Consider the following 22,431-nt stretch of genomic DNA (forward strand, 5'->3'; position numbering starts at 1 on the left):
GGTCCAGAACCACTTGCCCGCGGGCGGGCAGCGCCAGACCGGGCGGTCAGCCCACGCCCAGAGGTTCGTACCAGTCGCGGGGAAAGTCAGCCCGGTCGCGGCTCGGATGGTTGAAGGGGCGCTTCAGGTCGCCCTTGAACCAAGTACGCACCAGCTCTTGCCAGAATTCCTGCGGATCGCGACCAAGGGCCTGGGCACAGGCGCCGAACCAACGGCGGCCGGACGCCACATGTCCGATCTCATCGTCATGGATGATCTGAAGCACCTCCGCGCTGGCGTCGTCTCCGGCCTTGCGCAGGCTGTCCACCATCATGGGCGTCACGTCCAGGCCGCGGGCCTCCAGTACCATTGGGACGACTGCAAGCCGGGCGGGCAGATCGCCCGCGGTCATCTCGCTGGCCTGCCACAGCCCGTCATGGGCAGGCAGGTCGCCATAGACGGCCCCCAGCACGGCCAGTCGCTCCACCAGCAGCCCGTGATGCTTCGCCTCGTCATCGGCCACCGTGACCCAGTCATCATAGAAGGGGCGCGGCAGGGGCATTCCATCCGGCAGGGTGCGGAAGCGCGCCGCGATATCCCAGGCCAGATCGATGGCATTCAGCTCGATATGGGCAAGGGCGTGCAGCAGGGCGACGCGGCCGGCTGTGCTCTGCGCCTTGCGGCGCTTCGGCATGTCGCGGGGAAGGCGCAGCTCCGGCTTCTCCGGCCTTGCCGGCCGCGCCGGGGGATGGGCGTCGCCCAGCTCCGCTATCCGCCCATCGCGCCAGGCTGCGGCAAAGATCCTGCTCAGCCGCACTTTTTCCGCGGGGCTGGAGGTCGTCAGCACGGCGACGGCGGCATCGGACAGGGTATTGGGAAGCTGGTCGGTCATGGCCGGCAGGAAAGGGCCGGACGGCGGCGGAGTCAATCGCCGCAAAGCCGCAGCGGCGCGGGGTCAGCGCGCTGCGTGGTCCTTCTGGACATACCATTCGGCCGGCATCTTGGGCGTATAGTAGATGCCGGACTCCATCCGCTCCCGCTCGCGCTGATTCTCGATCAGGCCCAGGACGGGGAGGGACCAGGACATGCCCAGCAGCAGGGTCCAGAGTCCAACCGTGAACAGGCGGTCCTTGATGGTGGGGGATGCGGTCGGCTGGTCCATGGCTTCAACCCGGTCAGGTGATGCGCGGAACCTAGGTCCGAGTTGTTGCCAAAGGATTTCCGGCCTGTGTCCGGAAAGGATCATTTCGCGGGCAAAACATGACGCGGCCGTCACAATTCTGGGCCGCGCTACCCCTTCATCGTTATTACGCCCCACGGGCCAGGAAATTCCCGTTAAGGAAGCCGGACTTGCCGTAGGTGAACGGGCTCCCGTCCAGCTTCACCACCCGGCCGCCTGCGGCATCCAGCACTGCATGGCCGGCGGCCGTATCCCATTCCATGGTTGGGCCGAGGCGGGGATAGAGGTCGGCAAGTCCTTGGGCGATGCGGCAGAATTTCAGGGAGCTCCCGGCGACCACGCGCTCCGCCACCGGCCAGTCCTTGAGGAAACCCTCCAGCTTCTCCGTGTCCGCATGGGAGCGGCTGACCATGACGGTCAGTCCGGCATCGGGGGCGCGGCGCGCCTGGATGCTCTCCGCCGGGCCGGAGCCCAACTGGCGGGCGGCGGTACCGGGGCCGCAGCCGGTGAACATCTCACCCGTCACCGGCAGATAGACGACGCCGGCCAGCGGGCCGTCGCGCGTGACCAGCGCGATGTTCACCGTGAACTCGCCATTCCGCTTCAGGAACTCCTTCGTGCCGTCCAGCGGGTCGACCAGCCAGAACGGGCCGGTGGAGAGGTCGGGGATTTCTCCGCGGGAGAAAGCCTCCTCCGCAATGACGGGAATATCGGGAGCCAGGGCGCGCAGCGCGGGAGTGATCACGGCTTCCGCAGCGGTGTCGGCGGCGGTCACCGGGCTGCCATCCGCCTTCCGGCTCGGGTCAACCCCGGCTTCGTAGTGGTGCAGAATGGCGGCGCCGGCGGCACGGGCGGCTTCCGCCATGCCGGGCAGAAGGGCGGCGGGATCGGAATATGCGGCTGTCACAGTGCGTTTCACTCCCCAAGGGGCGGCTTGCGGGCCGCCGGGATCATAGGAGCCGGAATGATGAGCGCAACAGCCAGACGCGCGCGGCGGTCCTGTTTTCCCGGCAGGCCGGCTGCTGCTATCCTGGTCCGACGGATTCCAAGAAGCAGGCGGCGGCATCATGTGCGGACGATTCGTCCTGGCGTCCCCGGTAGCGGAAATCGGCCGCGTGTTCGGCGTTGCCGAACGGCCGAACCTGGAGGCGCGCTGGAATGTAGCCCCTACGCAGACCATCGCGACGATACGGGCCCGCTCCGCCGGTGAGGATGGCGAGGCTGCGGAGGGTGGGCGACAACTGGTGCCGATGCGCTGGGGACTTGTGCCCTTCTGGGCGAAGGATGCCGGGATCGGCTCCAAGATGATCAATGCCCGCGCGGATACGCTTGCTGAGAAGCCCGCTTTCCGGGAAGCGTTCCGGCGTCGCCGCGTACTGATCCCGGCGGACGGCTTCTATGAATGGCAGGCGGTGGGCGGCAAGAAGCAGCCCTATTACATCCGTCCGCGCAACGGCGGCATGCTGGCCTTTGCCGGGCTGTGGGAAAGCTGGCGCGGGCCGAAAGGGGAGCCGCCCTTGCCGGAGCCCCTGCTGACCGCCACCATTGTGACCACCGATACGAACCGCGCCTTGTCGTTCCTGCATGATCGCATGCCGGTGATCCTTGATGCAGGGAACTGGGATGCCTGGCTGGACCCGGCGACCCCGCCGCAACGGCTTCAGGACCTCCTGCGGCCGGCTGCGGATGATCTGCTGGAAACGGTGCCGGTCTCCACCGCCGTCAATTCCGTTCGGAACGAGGGGGAAGAACTGATCCGCCCCATGGAACAGGAACCGCGGCTGCTATGAGAATGTGGGTAGCCGCAGCAGTCCTGTGGGGAATATTTGCAGCAGGGGCAGCGGCGCAGGACGTCCTGACCGGTCCAGCCATCGCGGTCGAAGGCGACCGGCTCACCATCGAAGGGCAGGAGATCCGCCTCTACGGCATTGACGCCCCCGACAGGGGACAGAAGTGCGTCTCGGGCCGCGGCGTGGAGTATGATTGCTTTGAGATGTCGCGGTTGGCGCTGGAACGTCTGCTCCAGGCCGGTTCGCCGACCTGTACCATGCTGCCGGGCGCCAAGGATGACGGGCGGCTGGCGCGCTGCACCGTCAATGGGCACGATATTGGCGCTTTCCAGGTCCTTGCCGGCTGGGCGATGTCCTATCGCCGCATTGCGCCGGACTACGCGAAACAGGAAGCATTGGCGATGTCGCGCCGCCGTGGCCTTTGGACCGGACGCGCGGAAGCCCCTTGGATCTGGCGGGATCGCCAGATCCAAGGGGGTGCGGGACTTTAACCTGATTGCGGTCAGGTATGAGTCCGGCGGCCGCCAGCGACCATCCGGTAGATGGCCAGCAGGATGATGGCGCCGACAATGGCCCCGATCAGTCCGGCTCCTTCGCCGGCCCGGTACCAGCCGACCGCCTGGCCGAGATAGGTAGCGACGAAAGCGCCGGCGATGCCCAGCAGAGTGGTAATGATGAATCCGCCCGGATCACGGCCGGGCATCAGCAGCTTTGCTATGATGCCGGCGATGAGGCCGATGATCAGAGTCCAAAGGATTCCCATGGTTAGCTCCCCTCAAGGATTGCATTGGATGCCGCAATCAACCGGAGGAGGGGCCGGCAAGTTCCGTCATTCCGCAGTGCGATGGACAGGACGCTAATATAGCGGAACGGGCCGCATGAACGGCTGTCCAATCTCGCTGAACCATGTGAGGGGCAACGGATGGTGGGCGCGGTAGGGATTGAACCTACGACCCCCGCCGTGTGAAGGCGATGCTCTCCCGCTGAGCTACGCGCCCATCCGTCGTGGGCGGCGATATAGGCTGCCCGGACGGGGCTTGTCAACGGCCGAATTTCATTTCTGCATAAAAGCTTCATGAAGCCGCCGGAGGCGAACCGGGGAGATTGCGGAGCGGCGCGGCCTTCCTATCTTTGGAGGAGGACGCCGCCAGCCCCGGGAGTAACCATGACCCAGTTCCGTGCGCCGCCCGTTCGATCCTCCGTATCCGTTGCGTTCCGCCGCGCTCTCCTTGGAGCTGTCATGTCCGCGGGGGTGCTGATGGCCGGAATGCCGTGCGTGTCGGCCCAATCGGCGGATCAGTTGCAGGCGGCGGACTGGCAGCTGACCTACCGGGTCTATGTTGGCGGGCTGCATGTGCTGGATGCCACGGGCTTTCTGGGCCTGGACGGGGACAGTTATCGCGTCGGCCTGCAGGCGGCCACGGACGGTTTTCTGGGGCGGTTGGCGAGCTGGAAGACGGATATCGTCACCACCGGCACCATTGCCGAGGATGGTGCGCCGCGGCCAGCCCTCTACCGCACTGTCGGCGCTTGGCGGGACGAGCCACGGAACACCACGCTGGATTATGATGCGGACGGCACCCCCCGCCTGACCCTTGCGGAGCCGCCGCCGGAAGAGGACCGGGAGCCGGTGCCGGACAAGCTGAAGCCCGGAACCGTCGATCCCATGACGGCCATGCTCACCGCTGTGCAGGCCGTAGCAGCCGGGCGGGGCTGCGATGCCATGGCGAAGGTCTATGACGGACGCCAGCGCTACGATCTGACCTTCGTGCCGAAGGGGGCGGAGAAGATCGCGGCCACCGACCTCTCCGTCTTCTCCGGGGAGGCGCAGGTCTGCGGATTCGACTACAAGCAGCTCGCCGGGGCCTGGAAAGGCGACGACCGCCGCAGCCGCCGCGATGAGGAGGAGCGCCGCCGTCGCGACGACCGGGATGGAAAAGACCTGCTGATGTGGATGGCCTCCGCGGCACCCGGTGCACCGCCGGTGCCGGTCCGTGCCCAGGGAAGCAGCCCGCTGGGCACGGTCGTGGTCCATCTTGCGGAGATCGAGCGCGTAGGGGCGGGTGCGGACGGGCCGGCCGCAAAGCCTCCGACGCGCTGACCCCTGTCAGCCCGCCAGGGACTCCAGGGCGCCCGGCAGGTCGGCGAAGCGGTCGATCACCCTGTCGGCCCCGAGTTCGGACACCGGCATGCGTGGGTAACCGTAGCTGACCGCGACGATCGGGATGCCGGCGGCACGGGCAGCGGCCACGTCGTTGCCGTTGTCGCCCACCATCACGGCCCCGTCCGGCGAAAAACCGAGGCCATGGATCGCGTGCAGCAGCGGTTCAGCTTGCGGCTTGCGCTGGGGCAGGGTATCGCCGCCCACCACGGCCGTGAACATGTCGGCCAAGCCGAGCCCGTCCAGCAGGTTGCGGCTGATCGATTCCGGCTTGTTGGTGCAGAGAGCAAGCTTGTGCCCGGCGTCGCGCAGCCGGCCAAGGGTCTCCTTCACGCCGGGATAGATCGTGTCCGGGTCGGCCGGCACGGTGGCGTAGATGGCGATATAGCGCTTGACCGCCTCTGCCAGTTCATCGGCCGGCACGGGCCCGCCGGTGGCGGCGAAGCCGCGCTCTACAAGTCGGGAAGAACCGTCGCCGATGAAGGTGCGGACCTGATCGGCCGTGACCGGGGGCCGGTCGTATTCCTTCAGCAGCGCGTTCAGCGCCTGGGCGATTTCCGGCGCGCTGTCGATCAGCGTGCCGTCGAAGTCGAAGAGGATAGCTGGAAAGCGGGAAATCAGAGCCATGTTTGACCGCCGTCTCAAAAGTTGTCCTTGGGCCGGACGGGGACCTATGGCACCTAGAACCCCGACATCCCTCCCGGTTCTGACAAGCGTTCCGCCATGACCCGACGTCCGCTCGCCTGTATTGTTCTTGCCGCCGGCAAGGGTACCCGGATGAAATCCGCCCTGCCGAAGGTGCTGCACCCCATCGGCGGCATGCCCATGCTGAAGCATGTGCTGGCCACGGCAGAGGCGCTCAATCCTGAACGTATCGTGGTTGTGGTTGGACCGGGCATGGACAATGTGGCGCAGGCAGCCGCCCCGCACGCCACCGTAGTGCAGGAGCGGCAGGCCGGCACCGGCGACGCCGTGGCCGCCGCCCGCCCCCTGCTGGAGGAGTTCGCCGGCGACGTGCTGGTGCTGTACGGCGACACGCCGCTGATCCGGGCGGAGACGTTGGGGAGCATGGTGGAGGCGCGGGGCACCGCCGCCGACCCGGCGGTGGTGGTGATGGGCATGCGCCCGGCCGATCCCGGCGCCTATGGTCGCCTGATCACCGGCGAGGGCGGGCTGGAGCGGATTGTGGAGTTCCTGGATGCCAGCCCGGAGGAGCGGGCCCTGGGGCTGTGCAACGCCGGCTTCATGGCCTTCGACGGTGCGCGCATGTGGGGCATCATCGAGGGCATCGGGAACGCCAATGCCAAGGGCGAATATTACCTGACCGACGCCGTGGAGGTGGCCCGCGCCAAGGGCTGGAACTGCGCCGCGGTGGAGGGACCGGTCGAAGATGCGCTTGGCGTGAACTCCCGCGCGGAACTGGCGGCGCTGGAGAAGATCTTCCAGGGGCGCATGCGCCGGGCGGCTATGGAGAACGGTGCCACGCTGGTGGACCCGGACACGGTCTGGTTCAGCCCGGATACTGTGATCGGCCGCGACGTGCTGGTGGGGCCGAACGTGTTCTTCGGACCCGGCGTGGTGGTGGAGGATGGGGCTGAAATCCGCGCTTTCTGCCATTTCGAGGGTGCGCGGATCGGGGCCGGCGCACAGATCGGCCCCTATGCCCGCATGCGGCCCGGCACGGTGGTGGGCGAGGGCTGCCACATCGGCAACTTCGTGGAACTGAAGAACACGGTGATGGCCAACGGGTCTAAGGCCAACCACCTCAGCTATCTGGGCGATGCCGACATCGGAAGCGGCACGAACATCGGCGCCGGCACCATCACCTGCAATTACGACGGCTTCCTGAAGCACCGCACCACCATCGGCGACGGCGTCTTCGTCGGCACCCATTCCACGCTGGTGGCGCCGGTGACGCTGGAAAGCGGTTCCTACGTGGCCGCGGCCACTGTCATCACCCGCACTGTCCCCGCCGATTCCCTGGCCGTTGCCCGCGCCCGGCAGGAAAACAAGGAAGGCTGGGCGCCGAGGTTCCGGGCGCGCAAGCTGGCGGAGAAGGCGGCCAAGGCCGCAGCCAAGAAGGGGTGATCGGGGGAGCATTCCCCCAACCACCCCGTTCCATCCCCGGACGCGGCGCGCTAAGGTTCGCGCAAAATCCGAACAGCACCCTTGGGATGGAACCGCAATGGACAGGCATATCAACGCCACCGCCACCCGCATCGGCCTGAAGGACCCGGACCTGCTCCGGACCCAGGCCTATATCGACGGGAAGTGGGTGGACGCGGACAGCGGCAAGACGGTCCCCGTCACCAACCCCGCCGATGGCAGCGAACTGGGCACCGTTCCCAACATGGGAGCCGAGGAGACGCGCCGGGCCATTGAAGCCGCGAACCGCGCATGGCCGGCTTGGCGCGCCAAGACCGCCAAGGAGCGCGCGGCCTTGATGCGCCGCTGGTTCGAGCTGATCATGCAGAACCAGGAGGATCTGGCCCGGCTGATGACGGCGGAGCAGGGCAAGCCGCTGGCCGAGGCGCGGGGCGAGATCGCCTATGCCGCCAACTTCATCGAATGGTTCGCGGAAGAGGGCAAGCGCGTCTATGGCGACGTCATCCCCACCTTCAAGGCGGATGCCCGGATCGTGGTGCAGAAGGAGCCGGTCGGCGTGGTGGGCGCCATCACGCCCTGGAACTTCCCGGCCGCCATGATCACCCGCAAGGCCGGCCCGGCGCTGGCAGCCGGCTGCCCCATCGTGATCAAGCCGGCCACCGCCACTCCCTTGAGCGCCTTCGCGCTGGCCGTGCTGGCGGAGCGGGCGGGCATTCCGGCGGGCGTGATCTCCGTCCTCACCGGCTCCGCCTCCGCCATCGGCGGGGAGATGACCTCCAACCCAATCGTCCGCAAGCTGTCCTTCACCGGCTCCACCGAGATCGGCAAGAAGCTGATGGCGCAGTGCGCCGGCACCATGAAGAAGGTCAGCATGGAGCTGGGCGGCAACGCGCCCTTCATCGTGTTCGACGATGCCGACCTGGATGCGGCCGTGCAGGGCGCCCTGGCCTCCAAGTACCGCAATGCCGGCCAGACCTGCGTCTGCGCCAACCGCATCCTGGTGCAGGACGGCGTCTACGAGGCCTTCACCAAGAAGCTGGGCGAAGCGGTGCGCGCCATGAAGGTGGGCGCCGGGATCGACGAAGGCGTGCTGCTGGGACCGCTGATCGACAGTGCGGCGGTGGAGAAGGTGGAGGAGCATATCGAGGATGCCCTGTCCAAGGGTGCCAAGGTGGCGCTGGGCGGCAAGCGCCACGGGCTGGGCGGCACCTTCTTCGAGCCCACCATCCTGGTGGACGTCACCACCGACATGAAGGTGGCGCGGGAGGAGACCTTCGGGCCCCTGGCCCCGCTGTTCCGCTTCAAGGACGAGGATGAAGCCATCCGCATGGCCAACGACACCGAGTTCGGTCTGGCCGCCTATTTCTACACCCGCGATATCGGCCGGGTGTGGCGCGTGGCGGAGGGGCTGGAATACGGCATCGTCGGCATCAACGAAGGCATCATCTCCACCGAGGTGGCCCCGTTCGGCGGCGTCAAGGAAAGCGGCATGGGTCGCGAAGGCAGCAAGTACGGGATCGAGGATTATCTCGAGGTGAAGTACATGCTGATGGGCGGGTTGAAGAAGTAGGGCATCCGGGCTGACAGTGGATGGCCGCCGTCGGTTCAAAGCCGGTTGCGCGTCATCCACTGGACGGCGAAGTCCACCATCTCCCGAACCGGCAGCAGTCGGGCGGTGCCGTATCCCGCAGGGCCGATGCGGGCCGTGGGGCAGGTGGCCTCGAAGGCGAGGCCCAGTTCCGGAAAATCTTCCGTGTTCAGGTCCAGATCCATGAAGGTGACCCAGCGCCGCCCGCCGCCGCGCATTACCGGAGCGCCGTTCATCACCGTGACCTTGGAGGAGAAGATGGCCCGGTATTCCGCCAGATGCAGTATGGTGTTGCTGTAATGGGTAGCGCCCAACAGCAGGACATGCCCGCCCAGATCGTAGAGCCGGGCCAGGGGTGATCCTTCGCCCAGTCCGAACTCCAAACTGTGATTCGCGGTGATGAATTCCGCCCGGGGACCACGGGCACAGAAACTGACCTGGGGATGGTTGCTGCGGGTCACGCCGGAGAGATGGCGGAAAGTCTCCGGCACCACTCCGACATAGTTGGTCGGGGTCAGGTCCGGGTCAAAGGCGGGCATCTGGGCGCGGATCAAAGCCCACCAATCCGGCGGCACGGCGGGGTTCTGCCAGAACTCGGGGTCCGACAGGTCTGCCGTATGGGCGGGCATGATCAGCGTCCCGCTGTTGCCCAGCACATCCTCAAGCGCCCGGATCACCGTGATGGCCCCGCCTACCACCCAGCCGAGCTGGCCCATGGCGGTATGGACCAGGACGTTCATGCCCGGTCGTAGACCCAGTTCCGCCAGATCGCCGGCAAGGCCGGGCCGGGTGACCGGAAGGCCCGTGGTACGCGCATAGATATCGGGGCGGGCCATTTCTGCCGACCAAAGGGTTGCCAAGCCCTCTTCATACAACAGCGGCACCGCTTGCCCAATGGGAACCGCCCGTGCACATTGGCGTCCGTTTCAGACGAGACGATCCGGTGTGAAAACCGGACGATCAGGGGGAAGAAGCATGCCGGTCCTGCCAACATCCATCGACACCCGCAGCCCCGCCTTCGCGGAGAATGAATCGGCGCTGCGGGCGCAGGTGGAGGATCTGAAGGCGACGGTCGCCGCGATCAAGCAAGGCGGGAGCGACAAGGCGCGGGAGAAGCATTTAGGGCGCGGGAAGCTGCTTCCCCGCGACCGTGTACGCAGCCTGCTGGACCCCGGCACGCCCTATCTGGAGTTCAGCCAGCTTGCCGCCCATAAGGTCTATGGCGATGACGTGCCGGCGGCCGGCATTCTGACCGGAATTGGGCGGGTCAGCGGCACGGAATGCGTGGTGGTCGCCAACGATGCCACGGTGAAGGGCGGCACCTACTATCCGCTGACGGTGAAGAAGCATCTGCGGGCGCAGGAGATCGCAAAGGAGAACAATCTTCCCTGCATCTACCTGGTGGACAGCGGCGGGGCCAACCTGCCGAACCAGGATGAGGTCTTTCCGGACAAGGAGCATTTCGGCCGCATCTTCTTCAACCAAGCCACCATGTCGGCGGCCGGCATACCCCAGATCGCGGCGGTGATGGGAAGCTGCACGGCGGGCGGCGCCTATGTGCCCGCCATGGCGGACGAATCGATCATCGTAAAGAACCAGGGCACCATCTTCCTGGGCGGCCCGCCGCTGGTGAAGGCGGCGACGGGGGAGGTGGTGAGTGCGGAGGATCTGGGCGGGGCGGATGTGCATTCCCGCACCAGCGGCGTCACCGACCATTACGCCAATGACGACCGCCACGCCCTGGCCCTGGTGCGCCAGATCGTCGGCAACCTGAACCGGGTGAAGTCCCCGCAGGTGAAGCTGCGCGAACCTGTCGAGCCGCTCTATCCGGCGGAGGAGATCTATGGCGTGATCCCGAGCGACACCCGCAAGCCCTACGATGTGCGGGAGGTGATCGCGCGCATCGTGGACGGGTCGGAATTCGACGAGTTCAAGGCGCTGTACGGCACCACGCTGGTCTGCGGCTTCGCCCATATCTGGGGCTATCCCGTCGGCATCATCGCCAACAACGGCATCCTGTTCAGCGAAAGCGCCCTGAAGGGCGCCCATTTCATCGAGCTGTGCTGCCAGCGCGGCATCCCGCTGGTATTCCTGCAGAACATCACCGGCTTCATGGTGGGCCGGAAGTACGAGAATGCCGGCATCGCCAAGGACGGGGCCAAGCTGGTGACGGCGGTGGCCTGCGCGTCGGTGCCGAAATTCACGGTCATCATCGGCGGCAGCTTCGGGGCCGGGAACTACGGCATGTGCGGCCGCGCCTTCGGTCCCCGCATGCTGTACATGTGGCCGAACGCCCGCATCTCCGTCATGGGCGGGGAGCAGGCGGCCAACGTGCTGGCCACCGTGCGCAGGGACGGGATCGAGGCGCGTGGCGGCTCCTGGGGAGCCGAGGAGGAGGAGGCCTTCAAGGCCCCGATCCGGGAGCAGTATGAGGTGCAGGGGCACCCCTATTACGCCTCTGCCCGGCTCTGGGACGACGGCATCATCGACCCGGCGGAGACACGGACGGTGCTGGGCCTGTCCATCAGCGCCAGCCTGAACGCGCCGGTGCCGCGGACGAATTTCGGCGTGTTCCGGATGTGATTCGTAGGTCGGATCGAGCCCATGGCGATGATCCGACACACCGTCATTGGTCCAAACCACCGTGTCGGATCGGCGCTCCGCTTGATCCGACCTACGGAACCCTAATAGGTCGGCCGCTTGTAGTTCGGCGGGGCCTTGCGGGGCGGAGCGTATTCGGCCTTCAGGCGGCAATAGGCCACGGCGATTCGGGCAGCGACCTCCGCATTGTTCAGCAGCAGGGCGCGGTTGGCGGCGAGGCTGGCCCCGCCGGTCAACTGCTCCATCCGGGAGAGCAGGAAGGGCGTTAGCTCCTTGCCGCGGATGTCCTTGTCGGCAGCCTCGGCCACCGCCTGCCGCACCGCCTGTTCCACCGCCTCCGCATCCAGGGCGGCCTCCTCGGGGATGGGGACGGCGACGACCACGCCGCCGGTGAGGTTCAGGTTCCACTTGGCGCGCAGGACCTTGGCCACATCCTCCGGCTTGTCGCATCGGCCATCCACCGGCTGGCCGATGGAGCTGGTGTAGAAGGCGGGGAACAGGTCGGTCCCGAAGCCCAGGACCGGAACGCCCTTGGTTTCCAGATATTCCAGCGTCTTCGGCAGGTCGAGGATGGCCTTGGCCCCGGCGCAGACCACGGCCACGTCGGTGCGCGCCAGCTCCTCCAGATCGGCGGAGATGTCCAGCGTGGTCTCCACGCCCCGGTGGACGCCGCCGATTCCGCCGGTGGCGAAGATGGGGATGCCGGCCAGCCCGGCCGCGATCATGGTGGCGGCCACCGTGGTCGCCCCGTCCGCGCCCTGCGCCAGCACCAGGGGCAGGTCCCGCCGACTGACCTTGCGCACCCCCTTGGCGGACAGCCGCTCGAAATCCTCATCCACCAGCCCGACGCGTATTCGGCCGTCCAGCACCGCGATGGTCGCCGGCACGGCTCCCGCCTGACGTACCCTCTGCTCGATGGCCCGCGCCGTTTCGATGTTCGTCGGGTGCGGCAGGCCGTGGCTGATCAGGGTGGATTCCAGCGCCACCACGGGCCGGTTTTCCCGCAGGGCGGCGGCGACTTCGGGGTGCAGGGACAAGGCTTCGTGGGGCTGGCTGTGCGGCATGGCGGCGGCCTGGGCTTTCGAGCGGGAGGCGCAGGATGCGCAACACCGGGGCCGGGTGCAAGCCGTACGGTGGAATGCCCGCCCTGTCCCTCTTTGCGTCGGCGATGCATGACAGTATGGTCCGGGCAAACCGTGGTGGAATGAACAGCCACAAGAACCCTGGGGGCTTCATGAGTGAGCGTGTCGGCTTCGGCCAAAGAATGCTGGATGGGATCGAGCGGGCGGGCAACCGGCTGCCCGATCCGGTGACCCTGTTCCTGATTGCAATCGTCCTGGTCGTGTTCCTGTCCATGGTACTTGCCGCCACGGGCACGTCGGCGGTGCACCCCGGAACGGGCAAGGAGGTTGCGGCGATCAGCTTGGCCGACGGCGCTAACATCCGGCGCTTCCTCACCGAACTCCCGACGGTGTTCACCAGCTTCCACCCGCTGGGGCTGGTGCTGGTGGTCATGCTGGGCGTCGGCGTGGCGGAGCGGACCGGCCTGATCGGCGTGTCGCTGGCGGCCCTGGTGCGGGCAGTGCCGGACCAGCTGCTGACCCTTACCGTGGTGTTCGCGGGCGTCCAGGCCAGCCTTGCGGCCGATGCCGGCTATGTGGTGCTGACGCCGCTGGCGGCAGCGCTCTTCTACAGCGTCGGCAGGCACCCGATTGCCGGGTTGGCGGCCGCCTTTGCCGGAGTGTCGGGCGGGTTCAGCGCAAATCTGCTGATCACCAGCCTGGACGCCCTGCTGGCCGGCATCACGACGGAAGCGGCGCGGCTCTATGACCCGCAGTATGAGGTGCTGGCGACCGCGAACTACTATCTGATGATCGCCCTGGTGCCGCTCTTCACCATTATCGGCGCGGTAGTCACCGACCGGGTGGTTGAGCCGCGGCTGAACCGGACCTCGCCCGTCGATTTGCCGGGCGGGCAGGAGACGGAGCCCACCGCCGCCCAGCGGGCGGCGGAGAAGCGGGGGCTGTCCTTCGCCGGGCTGACGCTCCTGGCCGTGGTGGCGGCCGTGCTGTTCCTGACCGTTCCGGAAGGGGCGATCCTGCGGGACGAGGCGGCGCGCGATCCGCTGACGCCCTTCTACGGCGCGATCGTCACGATCCTGTTCATCGCCTTCCTCCTGTGCGGCATCGCCTATGGCATCGGCGCGCGGGTGATCCGGAACGATCGCGACGTGGTCGGCATGATGAACGAGACCATGGGGACGATGGGCGGCTATCTCGTCCTGGCCTTCGCCGCATCCGTCTTCATCGCGCTCTTCAACTGGTCGCAGCTCGGCACCATCCTTGCGATCAACGGCGCGGCCTTCCTGCAGTCCATCGGCATCACCGGCCTGCCGCTGATGCTCGCCATCGTGCTGGTGGCCTCGATGATCAACATCCTGATCGGCAGCGCATCCGCCAAGTGGGCCATCCTGGCGCCGGTCATGGTGCCGATGCTGATGGGCGTCGGCGTCGCGCCGGAAGCCAGCCAGGCCGCCTACCGCGTGGGCGATGCCTTCACCAACATCATCACCCCGCTGCTTCCCTACATGCCGCTGATCCTGATCATGTGTAAGCGGTACGTGTCGAACTTCGGGCTCGGTTCGTTGATCGCGACAATGCTGCCCTATTCGATCTGGTTCGGCATCGGCTCCACCCTGCTGATGTGCATCTGGTACCTGTCCGGTCTGCCCTTCGGACCGGGCGCATACAGCACGATCCCGGTACCCGGAGCGGGCTGAGAATCGTTTCACAGCTTGGGCCGTATCCGCCGCTGCGGTCCCAGGCTGTGAAACATAAGGTTCCCGCATGCACATCGCCGCCCCCAAACCCGAAAGCTGGGTCTGTCCCTGTCCTGTGGAGAGGGGCGGCGGGCTCTGGGTCGAGCCCGGCGACTTCCATGTGGACCCGGTGCGGGCGGTCGAGCGCGCCGTGATCACCCACGGCCATTCCGACCATGCCCGGCCCGGCCATGCCAATGTGCTGGCCACACCGGGCACGCTGGACATCATGCGCGCCCGGATGGGCGGGCAGGCGGGGGAGAATCTCCAGCCGCTGGACTATCACGCGCCGATCACCATCGGGGAGGTGACAGTGCGGCTGGTGCCCGCCGGCCATGTGCTGGGCAGCGCGCAGGTGGTGCTGGACTGGCGGGGCAGCCGGGTCGTGGCCTCCGGCGACTACAAGCGCCGGCCCGATCCCACCTGCGCTCCGTTCGAGCCGGTTTCCTGCGATGCCTTCATCACCGAAGCCACCTTCGGTCTGCCTGTCTTCCGTCATCCGCCGGACGAGCATGAGGTCGGCAAGCTGCTGCACTCCCTGGCCCTGTTTCCGGAGCGGGCGCATGTCGTCGGCGTCTACGCACTGGGCAAGTGCCAGAGGCTGATCGCGCTGCTTCGGCAGGCCGGGTACGACCGGCCGATCTGGCTGCACGGAGCGCTCATCCCGATCTGCGAGCTGTACCAGGCCCACGGCATCGATCTCGGGGAACTGCGTCCCGCCACGGGGTCGAAGAAGGACGAGATGAAGGGGCAGATCGTCCTGTCCACCCCTTCCGCCATCCAGGACCGCTGGTCCCGCCGCCTGCCCGATCCGGTGGTGGCCTATGCGTCGGGTTGGATGCGGGTGCGGCAGCGCGCCCGCCAGCGCGGCGTGGAACTGCCGCTGATCATCTCCGACCATTGCGACTGGGACGAATTGATTGAGACAGTGCGCGACGTGAACCCGGGCGAGGTCTGGGTTACCCATGGGCGGGAGGAGGCGCTGGTCCATTGGTGCCGCACCAACGGCTACCCGGCCCGCGCCCTGGCCCTGGTCGGGTTCGAGGAGGAGGATGTGTGAGGCAGGCCATCCCATGAACCGCTTCGCCGCCCTGATCGATGCGCTGGTGTTCATGCCGTCCCGCAACGGCAAAATCCGCCTGATGCAAGACTACTTTGCCACCACGCCGGACCCGGAGCGGGGCTGGGCGCTGGCGGCGCTGACGGGCAGCCTGTCCTTCTCCGCCGCCAAGCCCGCGGCCATCCGCGGACTGGTCATGGAGCGGGTGGACCCGGAGCTGTTCGGCTGGTCCTACGACTTCGTCGGCGATCTGGCGGAGACGGTGGCGCTGATCTGGCCGGAGCGGGAAGGGGTGAACCGCCCGCCGCCAGGGCTGGCAGAGGTGGTGGGGGAGCTGGAGCAGGCCAGCAGGGCCGAGGTTCCGGCCCTGATCGCCGGCTGGCTGGATGCGCTGGACAGCACCGGGCGCTGGGCGTTGCTGAAGCTGATCACCGGGTCGCTGCGCATCGGCGTCTCGGCGCGGCTGGCAAAGACCGCCTTGGCCGATTGGGGAGCGCAGAACGGTGCCGCCAGCAGCGTCGACGAGATCGAGGAGCTGTGGCACGGGCTGCACCCGCCATATGCGGAGCTGTTCGCCTGGCTGGAGAACCGGACGGGCAAGCCCACCGTCACCGACACCGGCGGTTTCCGCCCCCTGATGCTGGCCCACCCGCTGGAGGAGCCGGACATCAAGGCGCTGGACCCCGCTTCCTACAGGGCGGAGTGGAAGTGGGACGGCATTCGGGTGCAACTGGTCGGCCGTACGCTGGGGGAGGGGCGCATCTACAGCCGCACCGGCGACGAAATCTCCACCACCTTTCCCGACGTGGCGCAGCGCCTGACCTTCGACGCCGTCCTGGACGGGGAGCTGCTGGTGGTGCGGGACGGGCAGGTCGCCCCTTTCAACGACCTTCAGCAGCGGCTGAACCGTAAGCAGGTCACGGCGAAGATGCTGAAGGACTTTCCGGCACATGTCCGCCTCTACGACATCCTGATGGACGGGGATGAGGATCTGCGGAGCCTGACCTTCGATGAGCGCCGGGCGCGGCTGGAGGCATGGTTCGACCGGGTCCGGCCGGGGCGGATGGACCTGTCGCCCGTGCTGTCCTTCGCGAGCTGGGAGGAGCTGGCGGAGCTGCGCGGCAGTGCCCGGCAGGCGGAGATCGAGAACGGGGCGATCGAAGGGCTGATGCTGAAGCGGAGCGATTCCGCCTATGTCGCCGGACGGCCGAAAGGACCCTGGTTCAAATGGAAGCGCGGACCGCTGACCGTGGATTGCGTGCTGATGTACGCCCAGCGCGGGCACGGCAAGCGGTCCAGCTACTACAGCGACTACACCTTCGGCGCCTGGACGGCGGAGCCGTCGGAGGGCGGGCAGCTCGTGCCCGTGGGCAAGGCCTATTTCGGCTTCACGGATGAGGAGTTGGCCCAGCTCGACAAATGGGTGCGCAACAACACCACCAACCGCTTCGGCCCGGTGCGGGAGGTGCGGCCGGGGCTGGTGCTGGAGGTGGCGTTCGACAGCGTCCACCGCTCCCCCCGGCATAAATCCGGCATCGCCATGCGTTTCCCCCGCGTCAGCCGCATCCGCTGGGACAAGCCGGCCCAGGAGGCGGACCTTCTGGGAACGCTGGAGCGGATGGTGGCCGGCTAGAACCGCCAGCCGAGGCGGACGCCCAGATTGTCCATTCCGGGATTTGGGTCCGACAGATCGGCGTTGGACATATGGCTGAAGTACAGCCCGACCCAGCTTGGAGCCGCACCGCCATCGGGGCCGAGACGTAGCCCCACCTCCACGGGGACATGGAACAGGACACGGCTGCCCAATTGACGGCGGCGCGCAGCGGCTGCCCGGTTTTCCAGATTGCCGCTGTGGATCAATCCGCCGATGCCCAGGCGCAGAAATGCCGCATCGCCTTCCAGCGTCCAGGTCAGCCCGGCGTAGGCGGTATCCAGTTCCCGGCCCGGCGCGAGCGTGCCGCCGACCATGGGGGCGATGTCGCCTCCAAGTACCCTGGCCACCGGATCGAAGCCCACCTCGGCCAGAATCGCCCAGGCCCGCTCCCGGTTCGTTCCGATGGCCCAGAGGCTGAAGGCATCCTGGCGCAGCAGTCCGCCGCGGAACTCCATCGCATCCGCCGGGGCGGCGGTGCCGGTCGCGGCAAGCAGCAGGGAAGCAAGGATTCCGCTACGGATACGCCGGTACGCCATGCCTTGACCTCTCCCTTGCCGCCGCACCACCGGCTCTACCCCTTGGGGGCCATCCCCACCTGCGCCGTTGTGCAACGCGGGTTCACCGGGTGCATTGGTTGGATGACGCGCCGCCGCCCCCCCATGTTCCCGCGCCTTCTCCGCCCGGTCGCCGCGCTGTCGATGCTGGTCCTTGCCGCCGCCTGCGCCAAAGGGGACGAAGGACCCGATTCCGGCCGCCTTCAGGCGGAGGAGGTGGCGCTCGCCATCCCGGCTGCGCCGCTTGAGATGCCCTTCACGCTGGACCGGAACAGGATCGTGCTGGAGGTCAGCCTGAACGGACGTGATGGCTTTCCCTTCGTGCTCGACACGGGCATGACGGACTACCACCTGCTCACCCGGGAGACGGCCGCAACGCTGGGGCTTGAGGCGCAACCCGCAGGGCATGGCTACGACTCCGCCGGCCGCCGTTTCGCGCTGGAGGAGGCGGTGCTTCCCAACCTGATCGTCGGCGGGCTGATGCTCATCGACGAGCCTGTCGCCATCATGACGCTGCCGCCGGCCGTGCTCACCCTGGATGCCGGCCGCAGAATGGCCGGCGTGCTGGGCGACCGGCTGCTGGAGAATTTCGCCCTGACCCTGGACTTCGCGGCGATGAAAGTGGAGCTGTCAGCCGATCCGCCGCCGCTTCCCCCTGACGCCGTGGCCGTGCTGCCTCTGGTCTGGAGCGGCAACCTGCTGACCACCATCGTCTTGGTCAACGGACAGGCAGAGCTGGTCATGGTGGATACCGGCGACTTCCACACCTTGACGCTCTACGACGATGTGGCGGAGCGCCTCGGGCTTGTCGCCGGGGCGGAAGAGACCGGCGAGGCGGGCCATCTGCCTGTGCTGGGCGCCGCCGGTCCCTACATGCTCCGCAGCACGACGCTGGATCGGGTGGAGATGGCCGGGGTCGGGCTGGCCGAGGTGCCAGCCGCCATCGCCCCGCGGGGCACCGGCCTGCCGCCGCAGATCAGTGGAAGACTGGGAGTTGGATTGCTGTCGCTGTTCGGCGTGACGCTGGACCCGGCGAACCGCCGCATGGTGCTGGTGCCCAGGACGGACCAGCATATAGCCGACCTGACATCCGCCCCTCTTCAGGAAGCCGAGCGGTAGGGCAGGGCGGAGCTTATTCCGCCGCTCGATGGAAAGTGCCGAGAAGAAGAATCCGCGCTCCGCCGGCGGGGCTGCGCTCTGTACTGATCTCCACATCAGCCTGGGCGGCGAGGGTCTGCACCAGCGCCATGCCGGCCGATCCGCCGCAACCGTCACACGGGTACAGCGGACCAACCCGCTGGGCATCATCAGGAAGCCATATGACGGAGACGGTGTCGAACGGGCCGTCGCCCTTCTGCCCTGAACATCCGAAAGCAGGAGGGAGGGTCGGATACAAGAACAGCCGGTCGGGTCTTGGCCGCCGGCTGTTCGGTTCGCGATCCGCGAAAAACTTGGTAGCACCGGGGTGATTTGAACACCCGACCAAGGGCTTATGAGTCCCCTGCTCTACCACTGAGCTACGGTGCCACTTTGCTCTTTCGAGCCCCGCCGCGACCATCGTCGCGACGGGAGCCGTGATTTAGTCAAACCGATCCTCCCTGTCAAGCATTTGACGCGGGGTAAATCGTTGGAACAACCCCGGCCGCTGGCGGTGAGACGACGATGGGTGCCGACCAGCCGCACCCTGCCGCGCTTGATGAGGTTCAGATGCTGCGCAACCGATCACGGCGGCGTGTTGCCCTGTCCAGGAACGCGCACAGGATCACCGCCGGGATGCCGATGGCTGCCGTGACCAGGAAGAAGAGGGCATAGGCCGTCATCAGATCGTAGGCCGAGGAGAGCCACTCCACAGCTCCCCCCGAGAAGCCCTTCAGAAGCTTGCCGAGCAGGGCATAGAAGGACGTCAGGAGCGCATATTGCGTGGCGGTGTACCCGATGCTGGTGAGGGAGGACATGTAGGCCACCAGCGCCACGCCGGCGAATCCGGCCGAAAGATTGTCGATGGCCATGGCGGTGGCGAAGATGCCGATGTCCGGGCCGGTCCAGGCCATCACGGAAAACGCGATGTTCGATGCCGGCCCCAGAACGGCGCCCAAAATCAGCGTCGGGCCGAAGCCGAGCCTGACGGCGCTGATCCCGCCTAGGGCCACGCCGGCGACCGCGGCCCAGAGCCCGACGGTCGCGCGTACGGACCCCACGGCCTCCTTGGTCAGGCCGAGATCCACATAGAGCGGATTGGCCATCGGCCCCATCAGGAAGTCGGGAAGCCGGTAGAGGCTGATCGTGACCAACATCAGCAGCGCCAGTTCCCTGTGCGTGCGGAAGAAGGCGATGAAGGGCCCCACCACCGCGTCGAAAAGGCCACGCAGGCTCCAGAGGGTCGGCGCACCCGCGACGGCCGCGAGTTCCGTCCGCGCTGGTTCCTTGGCCGCAAGCGTGGCGGCAAGGCCGATGCCCATGGCAATGCCGGCGGCCAGATAGGACCCGCTCCACCCGATGGCCGCGGCCAGGAACAGAATCAGCGCGTCGGTGGCCAGCAGGGCCGCGCGATATCCCAGTTGGTAGGCGGCCGAGAGAAGGCCCAACTCCTCATCGCTGGCGGCGCATTCGATGCGCCACGCATCGACCACCACATCCTGTGTGGCGGAGGCGAAGGCGGCCAGCAGGGCAAAGACGGCCAGAAGGCCAAGACCGCCTTCCGGCCCGACAATGGACATTCCGACCAGTCCGGCCCCGATGGCGAGCTGGGACAGGGCCATCCATCCACGTCGCCGGCCCAGCATTCGGCCCAGGACCGGAGCGTCCACCTTGTCCACGATGGGCGCCCAGAGGAATTTCAGCGAGTAGGCGAGGCCGACCCATGAGAGAAAGCCAATGGTGGCAAGCTCGATCCCGCCTTCGCGCAGCCAGAACCCCAGCGTATTGCCGGTCAGAAGGAAGGGCAGGCCGGAGGAAAAGCCCAGCAGCAGCATGATGGAAACGCGGGGCCTGCCCAACGCCTTCAGCACGTCGCGCCAGCCGGTGGAGCGCCGCTCCGGCTGGTCTGCCGTGGTGGCGTTCGGGCTTGTCTCGCTGGTGGTCATGGCTGCTCCTGGAACTGCGCGGCGCGGGCCATCCTGACGCGGGAAAATGAACGGATCGTCTGCAAAGCTGCCGTCGGCGCACGGTATCTCAGAGCTTTATGGCGCTGTAGCGGTCGAAGCAGCAAGCCGGCGTGGCGCGCAGGGGCGGGATGTGCGGGCGGCAGGTGTCGGCTCACGCGGGAGATGCCATCTCAGTTCTTCGGGATTTGCCCCGCCAGTATAGGCGGACCCGGCAGAATCGGGTACGATCTTTGCGCAAACGGCAGGGTATAATGCCTGGAAATTTTCCGGGGCCGAGTTTAGAACAGCCATCCCGCCGCGGCGCGGCACTATGGAAAAGCGCGGATTCCGGCGGGTATTGATGAGATGAGGTTGACCATGCCGACGGAAGTGAAGGGCCGGATGCCGTCCAAGGGCGCCAGCAATGGCTGGGCGCCGGATAGCTGGCGCGCCATGCCGATCCGGCAGGTGCCGACATATCCCGACACCGCCCGGCTGAACTCTGTCGAAGCCCAGCTCGCCAAGCACCCGCCGCTCGTCTTCGCGGGCGAGGCGCAGCGGCTGAAGGCGCATCTGGCCAAGGTCGCGGCCGGCAAGGCCTTCCTGCTCCAGGGCGGCGACTGTGCGGAAAGCTTCGCGGAGTTCCACCCGAACAACATCCGCGACACCTTCCGGGTGCTGCTGCAGATGGCCGTGGTGCTGACCTTCGGCGGGGCCACGCCGGTGGTGAAGATCGGCCGCATGGCCGGCCAGTTCGCCAAGCCGCGCAGCGCCGATACCGAGGTGATCGACGGGCAGGAGCTGCCCAGCTACCGTGGCGACATTATCAACGGATTCGACTTCACGTCGGAAGCCCGCATCCCCGATCCGGAGCGCATGCTGCACGCCTATAATCAGGCGACGGCCACGCTGAACCTGCTGCGCGCCTTCGCCCAGGGCGGCTATGCCGACCTGCACAAGGTGCACCAGTGGAACCTGGGCTTTGTGGAGAACAGCCCGCAGGGCAACCGCTACAGCGATCTGGCCGGCCGGCTGGACGAGGCGCTGGAGTTCATGGCCGCCTGCGGCATCACCGGCAACACCACGCCCCAGCTCCGCGAGACGGAGTTCTTCACCAGCCACGAGGCGCTGCTGCTTCCCTATGAGGAGGCGCTGACCCGCTTCGACGAGACCACGGGGCAGTGGTACGACGGCTCCGCCCATATGCTGTGGATCGGCGACCGCACCCGCCAGTTGGACGGGGCGCATGTGGAATTCATGCGCGGCATCGCCAACCCGATCGGCCTGAAGTGCGGTCCCACCACTGACCCGGACGAGCTGATCCGCCTCATCGACATCCTGAACCCGGAGGATGAGCCCGGCCGCCTGACCCTGATCGTGCGCATGGGCCACGACAAGGCGGAGGACAAGCTGCCGCCCATCCTGCGCCGCGTGCTGAAGGAAGGGCGGAAGGTGGTCTGGTCGTGCGATCCCATGCACGGCAACACCATCAAATCCTCCACCGGCTACAAGACCCGTCCCTTCGACCGCATCCTGGCGGAGGTCAGCAGCTTCATGCAGGTCTGCCGGGAGGAGGGGGCCTATCCCGGCGGCGTGCATTTCGAGATGACCGGCCAGGACGTGACGGAGTGCACCGGCGGTGCCCAGGCCATCACCGACCATGCGCTGGCCTTGCGCTACCACACTGCCTGCGACCCGCGCCTGAATGCCAGCCAGGCCCTGGAGCTGGCCTTCCAGCTGGCCGCCCAGGTGAAGCGGGAAAGGAACGGCCAGCCCGCTCTCGAGCAGGCGGCGGAGTAACCGGGGTCCTTCCCTCCACGGCGGGGGCGGCTATGATGCCGTCCCCACCGCCGGAGA

The 22,431-nt window shown here is 67.2% G+C and carries 20 protein-coding genes and 2 tRNA genes; 11 read left to right on the forward strand and 11 right to left on the reverse strand.

Features of this window, described 5'->3' with window-relative positions; translation table 11 throughout:
* Window positions 1-46: 46 nt before the first annotated feature.
* The 3 genes from DOL89_RS04855 to cysQ all read right to left on the reverse strand — a co-directional run bounded on the left by DOL89_RS04855 (window position 47) and on the right by cysQ (window position 2,066).
* Complete coding sequence (locus DOL89_RS04855) at window positions 47-871, reverse strand: ferritin-like domain-containing protein (RefSeq protein ID WP_119678124.1); 825 nt, start codon at window positions 869-871, stop codon at window positions 47-49.
* Window positions 872-934: 63 nt separating this feature from the next.
* Complete coding sequence (locus DOL89_RS04860) at window positions 935-1,141, reverse strand: hypothetical protein (RefSeq protein WP_119678125.1); 207 nt, start codon at window positions 1,139-1,141, stop codon at window positions 935-937.
* Between the two features lie 145 nt (window positions 1,142-1,286).
* On the reverse strand, window positions 1,287-2,066 hold the full coding sequence (cysQ, locus tag DOL89_RS04865) for a 3'(2'),5'-bisphosphate nucleotidase CysQ (RefSeq protein ID WP_225889894.1): 780 nt from the start codon (window positions 2,064-2,066) through the stop codon (window positions 1,287-1,289).
* Between the two features lie 160 nt (window positions 2,067-2,226).
* On the opposite strand from cysQ, the gene DOL89_RS04870 reads away from it, so the two are divergent.
* Together DOL89_RS04870 and DOL89_RS04875 are read left to right on the forward strand one after the other, a co-directional pair.
* Window positions 2,227-2,949 (forward strand): SOS response-associated peptidase, encoded by a 723-nt coding sequence (locus DOL89_RS04870; RefSeq protein ID WP_119678126.1) that lies wholly within the window; start codon window positions 2,227-2,229, stop codon window positions 2,947-2,949.
* A complete protein-coding gene (locus DOL89_RS04875; RefSeq protein ID WP_162937334.1) occupies window positions 2,946-3,440 on the forward strand; it encodes a thermonuclease family protein in 495 nt (164 codons plus the stop codon). The genes DOL89_RS04870 and DOL89_RS04875 overlap by 4 nt, the downstream gene beginning before the upstream one ends.
* A gap of 11 nt (window positions 3,441-3,451) precedes the next feature.
* Here the strand turns inward: DOL89_RS04875 and DOL89_RS04880 are convergent, their stop codons facing one another.
* On the reverse strand, window positions 3,452-3,712 hold the full coding sequence (locus DOL89_RS04880) for a GlsB/YeaQ/YmgE family stress response membrane protein (protein ID WP_119678128.1): 261 nt from the start codon (window positions 3,710-3,712) through the stop codon (window positions 3,452-3,454).
* Window positions 3,713-3,872: 160 nt separating this feature from the next.
* Window positions 3,873-3,947 (reverse strand) — tRNA-Val (locus DOL89_RS04885).
* Between the two features lie 242 nt (window positions 3,948-4,189).
* Here DOL89_RS04885 and DOL89_RS04890 point away from each other — a divergent pair.
* Entirely contained in the window at window positions 4,190-5,050 is an 861-nt protein-coding gene (locus DOL89_RS04890; RefSeq protein ID WP_162937335.1) for a DUF3108 domain-containing protein, read from the forward strand.
* 6 nt (window positions 5,051-5,056) lie between these two features.
* On the opposite strand, the gene gph is transcribed toward DOL89_RS04890, so the two are convergent.
* Window positions 5,057-5,737: a phosphoglycolate phosphatase gene (gene gph, locus DOL89_RS04895; protein WP_119678130.1), complete on the reverse strand. Its 681-nt coding sequence runs from the start codon at window positions 5,735-5,737 to the stop codon at window positions 5,057-5,059.
* A gap of 96 nt (window positions 5,738-5,833) precedes the next feature.
* Here gph and glmU point away from each other — a divergent pair, with 96 nt between their 5' ends.
* Window positions 5,834-7,198, forward strand: coding sequence for a bifunctional UDP-N-acetylglucosamine diphosphorylase/glucosamine-1-phosphate N-acetyltransferase GlmU (gene glmU / locus DOL89_RS04900; protein WP_119678131.1), 1,365 nt, complete (start codon window positions 5,834-5,836; stop codon window positions 7,196-7,198).
* A 97-nt stretch (window positions 7,199-7,295) separates the two neighbouring features.
* A complete protein-coding gene (gene gabD / locus DOL89_RS04905) occupies window positions 7,296-8,786 on the forward strand; it encodes an NADP-dependent succinate-semialdehyde dehydrogenase (protein ID WP_119678132.1) in 1,491 nt (496 codons plus the stop codon).
* Between the two features lie 35 nt (window positions 8,787-8,821).
* Here the strand turns inward: gabD and DOL89_RS04910 are convergent, their stop codons facing one another.
* Window positions 8,822-9,640, reverse strand: a complete 819-nt coding sequence (locus tag DOL89_RS04910) for an aminoglycoside N(3)-acetyltransferase (protein ID WP_119678133.1) — start codon at window positions 9,638-9,640, stop codon at window positions 8,822-8,824.
* Window positions 9,641-9,779: 139 nt separating this feature from the next.
* Between DOL89_RS04910 and DOL89_RS04915 the strand changes: the two genes are divergently transcribed.
* Window positions 9,780-11,387, forward strand: coding sequence for a carboxyl transferase domain-containing protein (locus DOL89_RS04915; protein ID WP_119678134.1), 1,608 nt, complete (start codon window positions 9,780-9,782; stop codon window positions 11,385-11,387).
* A 101-nt stretch (window positions 11,388-11,488) separates the two neighbouring features.
* On the opposite strand, the gene DOL89_RS04920 is transcribed toward DOL89_RS04915, so the two are convergent.
* Window positions 11,489-12,469 carry a pseudouridine-5'-phosphate glycosidase gene (locus DOL89_RS04920; RefSeq protein ID WP_119678135.1) on the reverse strand — a complete coding sequence of 327 codons (981 nt, stop codon included), beginning with the start codon at window positions 12,467-12,469 and terminating at the stop codon, window positions 11,489-11,491.
* A gap of 170 nt (window positions 12,470-12,639) precedes the next feature.
* Here DOL89_RS04920 and DOL89_RS04925 point away from each other — a divergent pair, with 170 nt between their 5' ends.
* The 3 genes from DOL89_RS04925 to DOL89_RS04935 all read left to right on the forward strand — a co-directional run bounded on the left by DOL89_RS04925 (window position 12,640) and on the right by DOL89_RS04935 (window position 16,916).
* Window positions 12,640-14,184 carry an AbgT family transporter gene (locus DOL89_RS04925; protein WP_119680252.1) on the forward strand — a complete coding sequence of 515 codons (1,545 nt, stop codon included), beginning with the start codon at window positions 12,640-12,642 and terminating at the stop codon, window positions 14,182-14,184.
* Between the two features lie 67 nt (window positions 14,185-14,251).
* Window positions 14,252-15,283 (forward strand): ligase-associated DNA damage response exonuclease, encoded by a 1,032-nt coding sequence (locus DOL89_RS04930; RefSeq protein ID WP_119678136.1) that lies wholly within the window; start codon window positions 14,252-14,254, stop codon window positions 15,281-15,283.
* Between the two features lie 13 nt (window positions 15,284-15,296).
* On the forward strand, window positions 15,297-16,916 hold the full coding sequence (locus DOL89_RS04935; RefSeq protein WP_119678137.1) for a cisplatin damage response ATP-dependent DNA ligase: 1,620 nt from the start codon (window positions 15,297-15,299) through the stop codon (window positions 16,914-16,916).
* Here the strand turns inward: DOL89_RS04935 and DOL89_RS04940 are convergent.
* Complete coding sequence (locus DOL89_RS04940; RefSeq protein WP_119678138.1) at window positions 16,913-17,473, reverse strand: acyloxyacyl hydrolase; 561 nt, start codon at window positions 17,471-17,473, stop codon at window positions 16,913-16,915. The two genes, DOL89_RS04935 and DOL89_RS04940, sit on opposite strands and share 4 nt — an antisense overlap.
* A gap of 102 nt (window positions 17,474-17,575) precedes the next feature.
* Between DOL89_RS04940 and DOL89_RS04945 the strand changes: the two genes are divergently transcribed.
* Window positions 17,576-18,610 carry a retropepsin-like aspartic protease gene (locus tag DOL89_RS04945; RefSeq protein WP_119678139.1) on the forward strand — a complete coding sequence of 345 codons (1,035 nt, stop codon included), beginning with the start codon at window positions 17,576-17,578 and terminating at the stop codon, window positions 18,608-18,610.
* Between the two features lie 333 nt (window positions 18,611-18,943).
* Here DOL89_RS04945 and DOL89_RS04955 read toward each other — a convergent pair.
* A tRNA-Met gene (locus DOL89_RS04955) sits at window positions 18,944-19,018 on the reverse strand.
* A gap of 176 nt (window positions 19,019-19,194) precedes the next feature.
* Entirely contained in the window at window positions 19,195-20,574 is a 1,380-nt protein-coding gene (locus DOL89_RS04960) for an AmpG family muropeptide MFS transporter (RefSeq protein ID WP_119678141.1), read from the reverse strand.
* Between the two features lie 378 nt (window positions 20,575-20,952).
* Between DOL89_RS04960 and DOL89_RS04965 the strand changes: the two genes are divergently transcribed.
* A complete protein-coding gene (locus DOL89_RS04965; RefSeq protein WP_225889895.1) occupies window positions 20,953-22,374 on the forward strand; it encodes a class II 3-deoxy-7-phosphoheptulonate synthase in 1,422 nt (473 codons plus the stop codon).
* Window positions 22,375-22,431: the final 57 nt, after the last annotated feature.

This window comes from Indioceanicola profundi (assembly GCF_003568845.1).
Taxonomy (GTDB): domain Bacteria; phylum Pseudomonadota; class Alphaproteobacteria; order Azospirillales; family Azospirillaceae; genus Indioceanicola; species Indioceanicola profundi.

Bases quoted from the DNA above. Each gene is read 5' to 3' on its own strand.
- DOL89_RS04880 (WP_119678128.1), bottom strand. From the start codon at position 3,712: ATGGGAATCCTTTGGACTCTGATCATCGGCCTCATCGCCGGCATCATA.
- DOL89_RS04910 (WP_119678133.1), bottom strand. From the start codon at position 9,640: ATGGCCCGCCCCGATATCTATGCGCGTACCACGGGCCTTCCGGTCACC.
- DOL89_RS04940 (WP_119678138.1), bottom strand. From the start codon at position 17,473: ATGGCGTACCGGCGTATCCGTAGCGGAATCCTTGCTTCCCTGCTGCTT.
- DOL89_RS04915 (WP_119678134.1), top strand. From the start codon at position 9,780: ATGCCGGTCCTGCCAACATCCATCGACACCCGCAGCCCCGCCTTCGCG.
- DOL89_RS04875 (WP_162937334.1), top strand. From the start codon at position 2,946: ATGAGAATGTGGGTAGCCGCAGCAGTCCTGTGGGGAATATTTGCAGCA.
- gabD (WP_119678132.1), top strand. From the start codon at position 7,296: ATGGACAGGCATATCAACGCCACCGCCACCCGCATCGGCCTGAAGGAC.
- DOL89_RS04960 (WP_119678141.1), bottom strand. From the start codon at position 20,574: ATGACCACCAGCGAGACAAGCCCGAACGCCACCACGGCAGACCAGCCG.
- DOL89_RS04945 (WP_119678139.1), top strand. From the start codon at position 17,576: ATGACGCGCCGCCGCCCCCCCATGTTCCCGCGCCTTCTCCGCCCGGTC.
- DOL89_RS04855 (WP_119678124.1), bottom strand. From the start codon at position 871: ATGACCGACCAGCTTCCCAATACCCTGTCCGATGCCGCCGTCGCCGTG.
- glmU (WP_119678131.1), top strand. From the start codon at position 5,834: ATGACCCGACGTCCGCTCGCCTGTATTGTTCTTGCCGCCGGCAAGGGT.
- DOL89_RS04965 (WP_225889895.1), top strand. From the start codon at position 20,953: ATGCCGACGGAAGTGAAGGGCCGGATGCCGTCCAAGGGCGCCAGCAAT.
- gph (WP_119678130.1), bottom strand. From the start codon at position 5,737: ATGGCTCTGATTTCCCGCTTTCCAGCTATCCTCTTCGACTTCGACGGC.
- DOL89_RS04890 (WP_162937335.1), top strand. From the start codon at position 4,190: ATGTCCGCGGGGGTGCTGATGGCCGGAATGCCGTGCGTGTCGGCCCAA.
- DOL89_RS04930 (WP_119678136.1), top strand. From the start codon at position 14,252: ATGCACATCGCCGCCCCCAAACCCGAAAGCTGGGTCTGTCCCTGTCCT.
- DOL89_RS04925 (WP_119680252.1), top strand. From the start codon at position 12,640: ATGAGTGAGCGTGTCGGCTTCGGCCAAAGAATGCTGGATGGGATCGAG.
- DOL89_RS04860 (WP_119678125.1), bottom strand. From the start codon at position 1,141: ATGGACCAGCCGACCGCATCCCCCACCATCAAGGACCGCCTGTTCACG.
- DOL89_RS04935 (WP_119678137.1), top strand. From the start codon at position 15,297: ATGAACCGCTTCGCCGCCCTGATCGATGCGCTGGTGTTCATGCCGTCC.
- DOL89_RS04870 (WP_119678126.1), top strand. From the start codon at position 2,227: ATGTGCGGACGATTCGTCCTGGCGTCCCCGGTAGCGGAAATCGGCCGC.
- DOL89_RS04920 (WP_119678135.1), bottom strand. From the start codon at position 12,469: ATGCCGCACAGCCAGCCCCACGAAGCCTTGTCCCTGCACCCCGAAGTC.